Below are 13,060 nucleotides of genomic sequence, written 5' to 3' on the forward strand. Positions count from 1 at the left end.
TACACAGGGCTGAAACCTGACATTTCCACACAAAAACTTTTTTAGAATGTTCATAATTGGCTGGGATATTTCTTGTTGTATTACCTCTGAATCTAAACAACTAAACGCAATATTATCCTATTACTGTATTTATCGTCAAATATAAAAATTTTATTAATTATTTTGGTCTTGTATTTACTTCCAGAATCCAAATCTTCCCCCGATGATCTACAGCATAGTCGAAGCCCAGTTCACCGATCCCCGGAAAATGACGCTCCAGCAGCTCGGTACAGATTAGGGTCAGCCTGCGCATCTCCGCCTTTTTGGATGAGGTCCCCACTCTTGGTAATGATCTTCGCAGTCCCTGGCGGCAGCTGAGCATCGTACCTCCTTTGCAGAGATTCGTAACGAACAATCCCGGCCGGGCGACTCTCCCTACCATAGATCGGAACTCCCAGTGCTCGCCGTTCTTCACTACTTTGACCCGGTAATCAATCGGACGCCCGGAGATCCGTGCAAGGGAAATTCCCTGCTGGATCAAATATTTCCGTTTCACCTTGAATCTGTCCAGTGCCTGGCGCATGGAAGTAAAGTCTCCATAGATACGTGTGCTCTGCATATACGTGAAGCCATACCCCCTATGATCCCGGAACACCTTGATGACACCATATCCTCCTCCGCCTACAACCGGCTTGATGACAACATTGCCGTATCTTCCAAGCATCGCGGACAATCCGGCAGCACTATATTCCCGCGTTCTCGGAATGTAACCGGCAACCCGTGAATCGCTAAGCAGCGCCGCCGTCTTCAGCAGCTTGCTTGCCAGTTCTCTCCCCGCCATTATTTGCCCTCTCCTTTCGCATTCCCAGCCTACCCTATAGATTACTCACGAAAGGCCGTGCCCTCCTGTATGATTGTCCGTGGTATAGCAGGCCACAGCAAAAAAGGGCATATGGCTGCGGGGCCTTATGTCCCTGATTCATTTGACTGGAAAATCATTAAAATTCGTTGTATTATTGCCTGAAAGGGAGGGTTTCCTAATGGCTGAGTTTTTTGAAATCCTGTATTGGTTTGCGATGATCGGCATGTCTGTTGTACTGGCAGGAACGACAATACTCGTCTGTGCGCTTGGCTTCAAATTCATCAAGGACCGGCGCAGAGTGCTCGGTGCCGGCTGCATCGCCTTTTCCCTGGGGGCCTCCGCCCTGATCGTGTTCATGATTAACCTGAAATTCATTATCCCCGCCTGAAGCTTGTTCCCGGCAGCAGTGGCCCAGGATGCGGATTGCGCGTTCCCCTGCCGTCATTGCTGCCTTCGGGCGGAACTCTTAAGCGTCCATTCTTACATGAATCATAGATTCGCTCCGTTACCTTATTCTATGAAAACTGCTTCAGGCTGGCCTGTGCGGACAGACTGCTTCATTCGCTGAGCAGGTTCCGGCCTATTCCCCACTTTTCCGTTCCCTCCTCTCCTGCAAGACACTCCAATCTTTGAAATTTCCGTTCAGACAACAACTTTTTCACTTTATATCCGTAATATGTATGTGCAATAAATTGGAAGACCTACTATTTTGAAAAAGGAGATTCTATCGTGTCGAAACCTGTGTACGGAAAACAGGCGGCTTCTGTCAAAGCTACGGACAAGCTTTCAGGGGCAGCTTGGATGATTTGCGCTGCGTTCCTGCTGTTTTTTGGCTGGGCCGCTTTTCAGATCGGATTGTTCAACGGAATGAGGGCGGAGTTCGAGAAGCCTATCTATGTAGCTGCATTGGTGAGCGGGCTTCTGATGCTGGCCTCTGCGATCCTGTATCTCAGAACCTTCAAGCTGGAGAGTCAGCGTGACCTGCTCACTGCAGCGGCCATTCTGCTTCCCGTAACCTATGCCCTGTCGCTATTCGGCGCAGCTTCCCGGTACTCGGCGATGAACATGCTGTTCACCCAGTTCACCTATGCCGCAGTCTTCATCATCAGCATCCTTCTGCTCCGGCACAAGCGGCTCAATTCCGCCGTCCAGCATAGCGTGCTTACCCTCGCTTACCTGATCGTAGGCTTCGGACTGCTCAACTGGCTCGGAAGCTGGAAACTGGCTGGAAGCCTGGTGGGCTGGTTCTCAGAGACCGTAATTAACGGCAGGTATAACGATGCAGTTATGACTGATTCGAACGGCCTGCGCCTGACTTCCATTTTTCAGTATGCCAATACATATGCAGCCTTCCTGATGGCGTTTCTGTTCGTGGCCGTCTTCGCGCTGATCCGCTCCCGCAAATGGGCCGGACAGCTGTTGCACGGCTTCATGCTGGTGCCAATCATTGTCTCGCTGCTGCTTACCTTATCCCGTGGCGGACTCGTGCTGCTGCCGGTAGTATTCATCCTCCTGCTGCTCTTCCTGAAGCCTGTGCAGCAGATTCTGTGGATTGTACATCTCGTCATTGCCGGCCTATGCTCCCTTCTGATCACAAGCCCGGTCACACGGCTCGGCCTGGAGCTGAATGCGGAGTTCAACTCGTCTGCTGCCCTTAAGGGCTGGGGCTATCTGCTCGGAGCCTCGGCCATTGCGGGTGCGCTGAGCCTGGTGGTCCAGCGTTACCTGGCTCCTTGGCTGAGCCGCAAGCTCGGCAGACTCGAGTCCCGCCGCATGAGCGGATTGTGGATTCCAGCCGTCTCTGTGGCTGGCGTCGCGATCATCGCCTTCCTGTTCATCGGCACCAGCGCGCGTAATATTCTCCCGGCGAATATCGGAACACGGCTGGAGAATATCAACTTCAGGCAGCACAGTGTCCTGGAGCGTTTTACCTTTTACGAGGATGCCATGAAGGTCGTCAAGGATTACCCGGTACTGGGCGCGGGCGGCGGCGGCTGGGCTACACTCTATGAGCATTATCAGAACAACCCTTATCTGAGCCGCCAGGCGCATAACTTTTTCCTGCAATATCTGATTGAAGTCGGCATTGTCGGCTTTCTGGTGTTCATGGGCTTCATCCTGTTTATCTTCTACAAATTCAGCAGACAGTACCTGAGACGGGAGACCGATGACTATAACAACGGATTCTTCTATCTCATTATCGCCTTGTCCATTCTCGTTCACAGCCTGCTGGATTTCAACCTCAGTTATGCGTTCATGGGTATGCTCGTCTTCCTCTCTCTGGGGGGAATGGCTGTGGCCATGGAGAGCAAGCCGCTCCGCTTTACGTGGAACAAGCTGTGGATCAGAGCTGGCTATTTCACAGTACTCGGAGTCGGCACAGGCTACCTGCTCTTCCTGTCTCTGGGGTACATCCGGTCAAGCTCTGAGGCTTATGCCGCCAAGAAGCTGATCCAAGTGAGCCAGTCCTATGAGGAGATCAAGGCTCCTTTGGTAAAAGCACTCAACATCCGCCCCTACCACCCCGAATCCGCTATGTACTTGTCCTTGCTGGATCAGAAGGTGTATGAGCAGACCAAGAACGAGCAGTTCCTGGACGAGGCCTATGCGGTATTGACCCGTGCGCTGAAGGATGAGCCGTCCAACAAAGAGCTGCTGACCCAGCTCGCCAGCTACTATGACCTGAAGGGCGAGAGCGATGCCGCCTATCATGTCTACCTGGACAACGCGGACAAGTTCATGTGGGATATCAACTGGTATGCCCAGTTCATCAGCCGGGCTTCACTCCTTGGACAGCAAGCTTATTCCAAGCAGGATGAAGCCGGGCAACAGACGTATTTCGCTTCCGCGCTCTCCGCGTACAGACATGTAACGGACGGCATTGCGCATTTGAAAAGCCTCCCTCCTGAGCAGCTTCAGGGCCGTGAATTCTTCGTCACACCTACAATTGGCCTAAGCGCAGGGAGAGTACAATTCCTGTCCGGGGACAAGGACGCGGCTGCCGCGGCTGTGAAGCAGGGCTTCACGGGCGGATACGAGGATCTGACCGACAGCGAAAGCCTGTGGACAACCGCCTGGTACAGCGGAGTGATTGCCCGGTCCCAGGAGCTGGGAGCCGCAGCCCTGAAGCGGTCGCAGGAAGCTGCGGCCGAGGGCAAGCTGGAGATCAAGGACCAGGAGACGCTTAACAAGCAGCGGTATTTCAAAACCGGACTGGATGCCTATACCTACGCCGCCGCAGATCGGGATGCACAACAGCAGGGCGTTACCGTCACGCCGGATATGCTGCTGAATACCGGTAAAATCCAGTATCTGTCGCAGGACATGCAGGCCGCAGAAGCCACACTGAAGCAAGGCCTCAGTGAGGACTACAGCGACCCTGTCAACCGTGAGCTTGCCCGGTGGCTGCTGGCCGTTCAACAGAGACTGCAAAGCGCCCAGGATCAGGCGGTCTATCAGAAGCTGATCGCTGCTGACCCGGAAGAAGCGGCGAGGATTAATGAAGTGGCGGGAATGCCGCTGTAACCGCCAATCAAATAACAGTAAAGAGCGCCTGCCTGAACGGCTGGGCGCTCTTTACTGTCTGCGGGGGCAGTGCCTCCATTTCATGGCTATTGCCCCCGTTTTTTTTGCTGGATTTTTTCTGTTTTTGGTTCTGTTGTATTTCCTACAATAGATACCTCTGAAATTCACCCAAAAAGACAATCTATTGGTCGAGTAGGCGGGGCCTTTCCTTCGTGGATTGTGCCCCTACCCCTCACAGATCCGTACGTGCGCAATTTACGCATACGGCTCTTCACCCCATCGTTCACAATTGGCCTTAATCGTAGATATTGACGTAGATCCGCGGCTTAGGTAGCCTGAATTCGTTTAGCACTTCGTAGAACCTCTCCCAGGTGAAACTCCTGCGCTGACTTCTGCGGTTTAGCCATGTATAGATCAAGTCGAGCGTTTGCATGTAATAGGTTTTTATTTTCTCCGAGTTATCCGTGATTCCATAGTATCGGTAGTGTCCCGACAGTTTGGACCGGATGACGCCTAGGAAATCCTCCTGCTTCATGTGGCGATTCCACCTGACCCAGCTCTTCATGGCTCTGACCTTCTGTCTGAATTTCTTCCCACTCGTTTTACGCTTTACCCGGAAGGTTCCTTTTCGGCTCTTGGCGCAGTAGTGCGTGAAGCCTAGGAAATCGAATGTTTTCGGTTTCCCTTCGCCCTTCCTCCGTGATTCTGCTTCCGCAAAACGACCGAACGCGATGATTTTCGTCTTCTCTTCCGCAATGCTTAACCCGAATTTCTCCAGCCGGAGCACAAGTGCGGTATAGAAGCGTTCTGCATCTTCTTTGTACTGGAAGCAGCATACAAAATCATCGGCGAAGCGCACCATTTCGGCTTGCCCCCCGCACTGCTTCCTCACCGTCACGGTAAACCATAGGTCAAGGACATAGTGCAGGTAGACGTTGGCTAGCAGGGGCGACACCACCGAACCTTGGGGAGTTCCTTCCTCCGTCGGTTCAAAGTGTCCATCCTCCTGAATACCTGCTTTCAGCATCCGTCTCACCAGCCGGTGGATGTTTGGATCTCCGATTCGCAGTTCGAGGAATTTCATCAGCCATTCGTGATTTACATGGTTGAAGAAGCCGGAGATGTCTGCATCGACGACATAGCTGGTTTTTCCCTGCTCGATGACCCGGTTTAGATGTTTCAGCGCACTGTGCATGTTTCGGTTCGGGCGAAATCCATACGAGAAATCCATGAAGTCTTGTTCATAAATGGCTTCCAGTACTCTTTTCAGCGCATGTTGCACCAGTTTGTCTTCATACGCAGGAATTCCTAGGGGCCGCATGTTTTTCCCGTCCTTTGGGATGTACACTCTTCTCGCGGGCTGAGGTCTGTAGCTTCTTCGCTTTAACCGGTCCACCAGGTGTGTTACATTCGCTTCCACGTTGGCTTCGTACGTCTCTTTGGTCGATCCATCGACTCCGGTTGCCTTTCCCGGTTTCATCTCTTTGTGACTTCTCTTTAATGCTTCTGTGTCAATGAGATGTCCGATGGAGTTGAACCGTAACTTCGGATCTGCTTTGGCCATTTCTGCTATTCTTGTTAATTTCGTTTCCATTTTTTTCCCACCTCTGTGTGGCCAATGTGTCCTTACCAAGATTGATGGGGTGTCGCCTGCCTTTCCTCCGCCCCCATTACAGGGGTTTCACAGGTCTTATGCGGCAATCCGACTCCCTGAACGCCGTTTGACATTCTTACGTGTTACGGCTTGTTTGCCATACTCCTGCAAAGGTTCCTAAATAGTACTTCTCTCGCAGAAGAGCGTCAGGGTCTCCCGAGTTGCTGAGTAACCATGGGTATACATGCCTGGCTCTTCGACCCCGGGGAAGCTCCTCCATCCTCGCCTTTTTTTTTTTTTTTTTTTTTTCGGCTGGAGTCATGTTGTCTTCCGGGAAAGTGAGCCCGTCGACCTTCCCGTTTGCTGCATTTCGAGGCTCCATCACTTTCAGGCCTGCATCCTAACTGTCTACGCTTAAACGGCAGGGTTACCCTTGCCGCTCCAAGACTCGCTATTGGTGGCGTGGCTTTCGCCTTTCCAAGCAGGGGTTCCACCTGCTAAGTTACTCAACCTAGGCTCGGTCGCTCCACTTTGTACAGTAGAATTTCAATAATTAGGCATTCCCAAGCAAAAATCCAGAAATCAAATGTATCAAATACAGCAGATTGCATTTTAGTGTGAACTAAAGTGAAATCTATTGTATAAAATGCAATTAGAGTTGAAGATTTCCGGTCGCATTAGTCGCCATTAGCGAAAAACAATGAATGCAGTATACTGCGCCGCTGTCAACGGTGCAGCCCCTTATAATCATCCTCCAGAATCGAATATTGGTAGGAGTCCATCCACTTCTCTTTATGATACATATGTCCTCTAAGATGCCCTTCGTATGTCATGCCAAGCTTCTGCATCACACGCGCGGAACCGATATTCCCGGGACGGCAGGTGGCATAGATCCGGTGAAGCTCCAGCTTATGAAAGCCCAAGTCCAGCAGTGCAGCGGCAGCCTCAGTAGCATAGCCCTGTCCCCAGTACAGCCTGTTGTAGCAATAGCCAATCTCTCCCTGGCCTGTTCCGGTAATATGCAGGCCGCAGCCGCCGATCAGCAGCCCGTTCTCCTTCAGAACTACCGCATACTCGAAGCCCTGGCGCGGCTCCTCCTGCTGCAATGTCAGCGTATGGCGGATATATTCGCCGGTATCCTCCAGAGAATTGGGCCCCCAGATCGAATGCGTTACTACTGCCGGATCAGATGCATACTCATGTACCTGCCCTATATCCTCTAGAGTGAACTCTCTGATGATCAGACGTCTGGTCTCAAATTCCATATCTCTGTGGCCTCCTTACGCTTCTATTTGTCGAACAACCCTCTGCCAATCAAATTAGCTGTCACCGGCGGCTTGCCGATCTCCCGCGCCCATACCGAGAGCTGGCCGATATGATGGATCTCATGGGCGATCACATGCCGCATCACTTCCCCGTAGGGATGGGGCTCGCGTTCCCCTTCATCCGTAATATCAACCATAATCCGGTCTTCCAGCTCATCCGACCAGCCATAGACAAACGGAGCCAGCTCCGCATGGCAGCGGGCGGAGAAATCCTGCACAAGCTCCAGGCTGGCGATTTCCCCGAATGCTGGAATTTCAATGACTCTCTCCTGAATGCCGCCGCAGATCCAACCGTATTCAACCGCTACAATGTGATACAACGTGGGCAGGATATAGCCTAAGCCCCCGGTGCGCGGCCTCATCAATTCGTCCCTGTCCACCCCGCTGCACCAGTTGAACCAATCCTGGCGCACTTGCCAGTTATACTCAAATAGCTTCTGCATCCGCTGCCTCCATTCTCCATATATTCCCTTACTCCATTCTTGTGTCACACTTTAACATAAAACAGGACAGGCCCGCTACCGCTAATTGCGGCAACAGCCTGTCCCCTAAGCTTGTCCTGCATTTATTCAAACACGTACTCGCCTTCGCCAACAGCCAGCGTCTGTCCCTTCAGCTGAGGGGAGTCCGTGCGGAACACGATCCGGCTGAGCCGGTTCTCCTCCCCTGGCGTGAATTCAAACGTCTGGTCTCCGGCCTTAAGGCTGTAGCTGCCATCCGAACCATCCGCAGGTGCGCTCACCGGAAGACCAAACAGTTCACTCCAGTGGCTGGCGGCAGCGGCCGGATCGCTGACCCGGAAGCCTGCACTGACGACCTCCACCTGGCCTGCAGGGTGAGGACGGTTGATTCCCGCACTGTTCAGACTAGCCAGCCGCTGCTCATCCCTCTCGTTCCACTGAATAATGAACGGATAGGGCAGTCCCTGGAAGTCACCGTCAATGGTCATCATCCGCCACTCGATCAACCGGCCCTGATCATCCAGACGGCGGCCGTCAATGACCGGCGACAATAACATACCCGCTTGCCTCAGCGTTGCCTCAACAGCTTCAATATCATCCGTGCGCAGCACCACCCGGCTAAGCACTTCATGCTCCGGCAAAAGCGTGACGGCATCCCGCACCACCACATTATGCTTGGTCGCCCGTGCCAGCTCCAGGTTCTCGATCCCGAGAAACTCCAGGTAGGTGAGCCCGAAATAACTGAGGGCGTTATACGTTCCCCAATCCTTATGCGATCCGCCCCGGAAGGCTGTTAGTCCATGCTCCGCGAAGAGCTGAACCGGCTGGTCCAGATCATTCACATAATGTACAAGGTGATCCCATTTCAGTACGGCCATTACTTCTTCACTCCCAGCTCCGTGGTCCGCTTCACCGCGGCCAGTACACTCCGCTGCAATCCGGCAGCGAAATCACTGTTGTTCAGCTCATACAAGCCGTGCATACCGACGCCGCCAGGCGAGTTGTTGATATCCAGCAGTTGTCTTGGATGCAGTCCGGTCTGTTGCAGCATAGCCACCGCTCCCAGCATATTCTCCAGCGCCACCTTCCAGGCTTGCTCCCGCGGCAGTCCGGCAAGAACTCCGGCATCTGTGAACGACTCAATGAAATAATAGATGTAGTTCGGTCCGGCTACCCCGAAGCCGGTGAAGATATCAATATAGGATTCCTCCAGAACCTGCACCTTGCCGAAGCCCAGCAGAAATGCTTCTACCTGCTCCAGAGAAGCGGCAGCATTCAGAGCTACACCGCTGTATCCATAACCGGTATCGGTCAAGGTATTCGGGATCACGCGGACAATCGGACGTTCTGCTCCGAAATAATCTCCAAGCTGGTCAATCGTTACCCCCGCTACAATCGATACAATGACCGCAGACGGTGAGGCAGATTGCTGGATCAGAGTTCCAAGTGCAGCCAAATTATCCTGCGGGCGAACAGCGATGACGATCAGTTCTGCGCCGGAGAGCGCCTCTTCCTGCGCGCTATCCGTGTCTACGTTATATTTGGTTTTTAGAAGCCCAAGCCGGGCCTCATTAATATCTGACACACTGATCTGTCCGGCAGCCAGCGTGCCGCCTGCCAGGCAGGCCCGGATGATCGCTTCCGCCATCTGCCCGCCGCCAATGAAATGAATCTTGCCTTTTGACACTCCCATTCACTCCCTGATTAGATTAGTTATTGGCCCAAGCCTCCGGCAGAATGAACCCGGCATATTTCTCCTGTCCCAGGATGTATTCCTCGAACTCCTTGGATTCATACGCAGCCTTCAGATCCTTGGCCCACTGGGTATCCTGGTCCTTCTTGTTCACCGATACGATGATTCTGTGCTGCATAGGCGTATTCTCAATCTTCAGCGCATCTGTAATCTTGCGGTCGGGAGCGTTAGCGATATAATTCCCGTTCACTACACCATAATCAACGTCCTGCAGCGAGACCAGAATCTGTGCCGGGTCCAGCACCTTCAGGTCAATCTTGAACTTGTCCGGCTCCACGCTGTTGACATTGAAGTCCGCTACCCCGGCGCCCTCTTTGATCTTGACCCAACCCAGCTCCTCTAGAATCCGCAGCGCGCGCTCCTGATTAACCGGGTCGTTCGGAATCGCGACGGTAGTGCCGTCCTTCACATCGTCAAGCGTCGTGTGGTTAACCGAGTACAGCCCCTGCGGTGCACCTGGAACATAAGCAATGCCTACCATATCGGCGCCAATTTCCTTATTGATCGCATCCATATAGGCCGTACTCTGGAAGATACTCGCGTCAATCGAGCCTTCCTTCATGGCCGGGTTGACCTGCATATTCTGCGAGAAGGTTTTGATATCTACAGTATACCCTTTTCCTTCCAGGATCGGGAGAATGGATTGCCGGAACTGCTCCTCATACGTACCTACGCCGAATCCGACTGTGATTTCCTTTTTATCCCCGGAGCTTGCCGCTTCCTTATTGTTACCGCAAGCCGCCAGCACCGCCATCGAACTAATCAGTAGAACCGCCAGTAATTTTCTCATCACTCTCATCCCCTATCCTAATACTGTGTTTTTAAAATGCACTAATGCCTCGTCTGTAACCGTCAGCGGAATGGCGCAGTTGGGCGACAGAATAAACGGCTGCCCCTTCATCTTGGCCAAGGCTTCCTTAGCCTGCTGTTCAATCTGCTCCAGATGATTTCCGGCAAACAGCCCATGATCCACTCCGCCCACCTTCGTAGCCTTGAGATCGGCGTCCAGCCCAGGATTGCCTTCGGCTACCGTATCCCAGCTGATCCCGTCAATCCGGTAATCATTGAATTTCTCAGGCTGGGCATGAGCGCCGCAGGTATGTAAAATATTCTTGCCATAGCTCGCCGCCTCCAGCACGATGGAATCATACGGTCTCGACAGCTCATCGAACATCGCTTCATCAAATAAGCCGGGGTGGGCTGTGCCTGTCACCGCATAGAACAGTCCATCTGATCCCGCCTGCCGCAGCTCCTGCACATAATCGGCCAAGGTTAAGGCAATCGCATGCAGGGCATGATGCGCAGCGGCACGGTGTTCCTTGAAGAGCGATTCCAGCGTCACCGGCTGCTCAATCCCGAATACGGTCTCCGTAACATAAGCAGAACGTCCTACTATGAACAGCAATACCGTGAGCGGTGAGAATACCGTCTGAATCAGCGGTGTATCCGGCAAGCCCTGGCGGATCTTCCTTACCGCCTCCAGATGCTCCAGCAGCGAAGGGGTTTGTGCGGCTTTTTTCACCTCAAGATCCCAGAGATTCGCGGCTGCCGGAACTGCCGTAGTCAGCTGTCTCGGAAATACCGTCCGGTAATCTGCGAAGTTATACTCATTTCCCCAGGCTTCCGCCAGATAGGTCGCTCTCGGGTTGATTTTCACCCAGTCCCAATCATATTTCTCCGTAAAAGAAATCGTAGACGACGCCAAGTCCTCAGCGTTCTGCTCCTTGTCAATAAAGTGGCGCCATCCGCTAATCATCGGCCGGTCCGCAAGTTCCCCGGATAAGATCGCCTGAAAACGCTCCTGCTTGCTCCATACACTCATCTGCCTATCCCCTTTGTCTCGTAATCTCTAGTAACGGCGAATCTTGCGCGCCAATGTGTTGCCCAGGGACTGAATACCCTGCACCAGAATGATCAGAATAATAACGGTAGCAACCATGACCACCTTGTCAAAACGCTGATATCCGTACACGATAGCCAAATCACCAACCCCACCGCCGCCTACGGTTCCGGCCATTGCGGTTGCCCCGATAAGCCCGATGGTCGCTGTGGTCAGGGAGAGGATCAGCGAGCCAATCGCTTCCGGCAGCAGGAAGTACCATATGACTTGTAACGGCGTAGCTCCCATTGCTTCCGCTGCCTCTAGAATACCCGGATTGACCTCCAGCAGAGAATTCTCCACCAGCCGTGCGATATAAGGTGCGATGTAGATAATCAGCGGAACAATCGCGGCACTGGTCCCAATCGAAGTATGAACAATTGCCCGTGTTACCGGAATGATAGCGACAAGTAAGATAATGAACGGAAGCGAACGGATAATGTTGATCAGCGGATTGAGCACCGTATAGAGCGCCTTATTCTCCAGTACCCCGCCCGGACGGGTAATGACTAGCAGGATGCCCAGCGGAATACCCAGCAGCGAGCCGATGAATAGCGACACGCCCACCATCTGAATCGTTTCAATAATCGCCTTCAGGAATTGTTCACTTGTGATCGATGTCGAGAACATAGGACTTCACCTCCTCTACCCGGACCTCATGCTGCTTCATGTAATTCAAGGCCGCTTCCAGCTGTGCCGGATCACCTTGCAGTTGAACGATAATCGTACCGAGCGTCGTCTCTTGAATCTCTGTCGTATTCGCAAACAGGATGTTAACCTTAACACTATAAGACCGGATGATCTCATACAGCACAGGCTCAGAAGCGCTCTCCCCGGCAAAATTCAGCTTATACACCCGGCTCCCCTGCTCTGTCTTCAGAGTTCTGCGGACGCTTGAGGTCATACTGTTCTGAATGACTGTTTTGACGAAATTCTGCGTCGTCTGATGCTTCGGTTCTCCGAACACATCCAGCACGCTGCCCTGCTCGATAATCCGTCCCTCTTCCATAACGGCTACCTTGTTGCAGATCTCCTGAATCACCGACATCTCATGCGTGATGATCATCACTGTGATGTTGTATTCCGCGTTGATCCGCTTGAGCAGCTGCAGGATGGACTGTGTCGTCTGCGGGTCCAGAGCGGAAGTAGCTTCATCGCACAATAGTATCGAAGGGTTCGAGGCAAGCGCCCGGGCAATCCCGACCCGCTGCTTCTGTCCCCCTGACAGCTCGCTCGGATAGCTTCCAGCCTTGTCGCTTAGCCCGACGAATTCGAGCAGCTCCTCCACCCGCTTGCGGATTTCCGCCTTGCTCTTTTTCAGCAGGACGAGTGGAATGGCCACATTGTCGAACACCTTTTTGGACTCCAGCAGATTAAAATGCTGAAAAATCATGCCGATGTTTTTCTTGGCTGCCCGCAGCTCTTTGTCGCTGTACGCGCCCAGATCGTACCCGTCTACCAGCACCTGGCCCTCAGACGGCCGTTCCAGGTAATTGACCAGGCGGATTAACGTGCTTTTTCCGGCTCCGCTGTAGCCGATGACCCCGAAGATATCGCCCTTTTCAACCTTCAGGCTAATCCCCTTCAGCGCTTCTATCTTCACCTCTTTGCGGGTGAACGTCTTGTACACATTCCGTAGTTCAATCATAGTTGTTCCCCTCAATCATCTGGTAAATTTAGGA

At 52.9% G+C, this 13,060-nt stretch carries 12 protein-coding genes; 2 read left to right on the forward strand and 10 right to left on the reverse strand.

Annotation, left to right across the window (positions count from 1 at the left end; translation table 11 throughout):
- Positions 1-157: 157 nt before the first annotated feature.
- Positions 158-820 carry a YheC/YheD family protein gene (locus tag NST26_RS26620; protein WP_036721970.1) on the reverse strand — a complete coding sequence of 221 codons (663 nt, stop codon included), beginning with the start codon at positions 818-820 and terminating at the stop codon, positions 158-160.
- Between the two features lie 199 nt (positions 821-1,019).
- On the opposite strand from NST26_RS26620, the gene NST26_RS26625 reads away from it, so the two are divergent.
- Together NST26_RS26625 and NST26_RS26630 are read left to right on the forward strand one after the other, a co-directional pair.
- Positions 1,020-1,229, forward strand: a complete 210-nt coding sequence (locus NST26_RS26625) for a hypothetical protein (protein ID WP_036701644.1) — start codon at positions 1,020-1,022, stop codon at positions 1,227-1,229.
- A gap of 341 nt (positions 1,230-1,570) precedes the next feature.
- A complete protein-coding gene (locus tag NST26_RS26630) occupies positions 1,571-4,366 on the forward strand; it encodes an O-antigen ligase family protein (RefSeq protein WP_340980244.1) in 2,796 nt (931 codons plus the stop codon).
- A gap of 295 nt (positions 4,367-4,661) precedes the next feature.
- Here NST26_RS26630 and ltrA read toward each other — a convergent pair whose 3' ends face one another.
- The 9 genes from ltrA to NST26_RS26675 all read right to left on the reverse strand — a co-directional run bounded on the left by ltrA (position 4,662) and on the right by NST26_RS26675 (position 13,026).
- On the reverse strand, positions 4,662-5,960 hold the full coding sequence (ltrA, locus tag NST26_RS26635; RefSeq protein ID WP_340950427.1) for a group II intron reverse transcriptase/maturase: 1,299 nt from the start codon (positions 5,958-5,960) through the stop codon (positions 4,662-4,664).
- 725 nt (positions 5,961-6,685) lie between these two features.
- Complete coding sequence (locus NST26_RS26640) at positions 6,686-7,225, reverse strand: GNAT family N-acetyltransferase (RefSeq protein WP_340950425.1); 540 nt, start codon at positions 7,223-7,225, stop codon at positions 6,686-6,688.
- 23 nt (positions 7,226-7,248) lie between these two features.
- Positions 7,249-7,728: a DinB family protein gene (locus tag NST26_RS26645; protein WP_340950423.1), complete on the reverse strand. Its 480-nt coding sequence runs from the start codon at positions 7,726-7,728 to the stop codon at positions 7,249-7,251.
- 122 nt (positions 7,729-7,850) lie between these two features.
- The gene (locus tag NST26_RS26650; RefSeq protein ID WP_340950422.1) at positions 7,851-8,624 is read right to left on the reverse strand and encodes a VOC family protein; all 774 of its coding nucleotides are present in this window, start codon (positions 8,622-8,624) and stop codon (positions 7,851-7,853) included.
- Positions 8,624-9,433, reverse strand: a complete 810-nt coding sequence (gene proC, locus NST26_RS26655; protein WP_445323345.1) for a pyrroline-5-carboxylate reductase — start codon at positions 9,431-9,433, stop codon at positions 8,624-8,626. The genes NST26_RS26650 and proC overlap by 1 nt, the downstream gene beginning before the upstream one ends.
- 22 nt (positions 9,434-9,455) lie before the next feature.
- Complete coding sequence (locus tag NST26_RS26660; protein ID WP_036721985.1) at positions 9,456-10,289, reverse strand: MetQ/NlpA family ABC transporter substrate-binding protein; 834 nt, start codon at positions 10,287-10,289, stop codon at positions 9,456-9,458.
- A 12-nt stretch (positions 10,290-10,301) separates the two neighbouring features.
- Complete coding sequence (locus NST26_RS26665) at positions 10,302-11,321, reverse strand: uroporphyrinogen decarboxylase family protein (protein WP_340950418.1); 1,020 nt, start codon at positions 11,319-11,321, stop codon at positions 10,302-10,304.
- Between the two features lie 27 nt (positions 11,322-11,348).
- Positions 11,349-12,008 (reverse strand): methionine ABC transporter permease, encoded by a 660-nt coding sequence (locus NST26_RS26670; RefSeq protein ID WP_209875913.1) that lies wholly within the window; start codon positions 12,006-12,008, stop codon positions 11,349-11,351.
- Positions 11,983-13,026 carry a methionine ABC transporter ATP-binding protein gene (locus NST26_RS26675; RefSeq protein WP_340950416.1) on the reverse strand — a complete coding sequence of 348 codons (1,044 nt, stop codon included), beginning with the start codon at positions 13,024-13,026 and terminating at the stop codon, positions 11,983-11,985. The genes NST26_RS26670 and NST26_RS26675 overlap by 26 nt, the downstream gene beginning before the upstream one ends.
- Positions 13,027-13,060: the final 34 nt, after the last annotated feature.

It is taken from the genome of Paenibacillus sp. FSL R7-0128, from assembly GCF_038002245.1.
Taxonomy (GTDB): domain Bacteria; phylum Bacillota; class Bacilli; order Paenibacillales; family Paenibacillaceae; genus Paenibacillus_AQ; species Paenibacillus_AQ silagei.

Bases quoted from the DNA above. Each gene is read 5' to 3' on its own strand.
- NST26_RS26620 (WP_036721970.1), bottom strand. From the start codon at position 820: ATGGCGGGGAGAGAACTGGCAAGCAAGCTGCTGAAGACGGCGGCGCTG.
- NST26_RS26625 (WP_036701644.1), top strand. From the start codon at position 1,020: ATGGCTGAGTTTTTTGAAATCCTGTATTGGTTTGCGATGATCGGCATG.
- ltrA (WP_340950427.1), bottom strand. From the start codon at position 5,960: ATGGAAACGAAATTAACAAGAATAGCAGAAATGGCCAAAGCAGATCCG.
- NST26_RS26675 (WP_340950416.1), bottom strand. From the start codon at position 13,026: ATGATTGAACTACGGAATGTGTACAAGACGTTCACCCGCAAAGAGGTG.
- NST26_RS26640 (WP_340950425.1), bottom strand. From the start codon at position 7,225: ATGGAATTTGAGACCAGACGTCTGATCATCAGAGAGTTCACTCTAGAG.
- NST26_RS26670 (WP_209875913.1), bottom strand. From the start codon at position 12,008: ATGTTCTCGACATCGATCACAAGTGAACAATTCCTGAAGGCGATTATT.
- NST26_RS26650 (WP_340950422.1), bottom strand. From the start codon at position 8,624: ATGGCCGTACTGAAATGGGATCACCTTGTACATTATGTGAATGATCTG.
- NST26_RS26645 (WP_340950423.1), bottom strand. From the start codon at position 7,728: ATGCAGAAGCTATTTGAGTATAACTGGCAAGTGCGCCAGGATTGGTTC.
- NST26_RS26660 (WP_036721985.1), bottom strand. From the start codon at position 10,289: ATGAGAAAATTACTGGCGGTTCTACTGATTAGTTCGATGGCGGTGCTG.
- NST26_RS26665 (WP_340950418.1), bottom strand. From the start codon at position 11,321: ATGAGTGTATGGAGCAAGCAGGAGCGTTTTCAGGCGATCTTATCCGGG.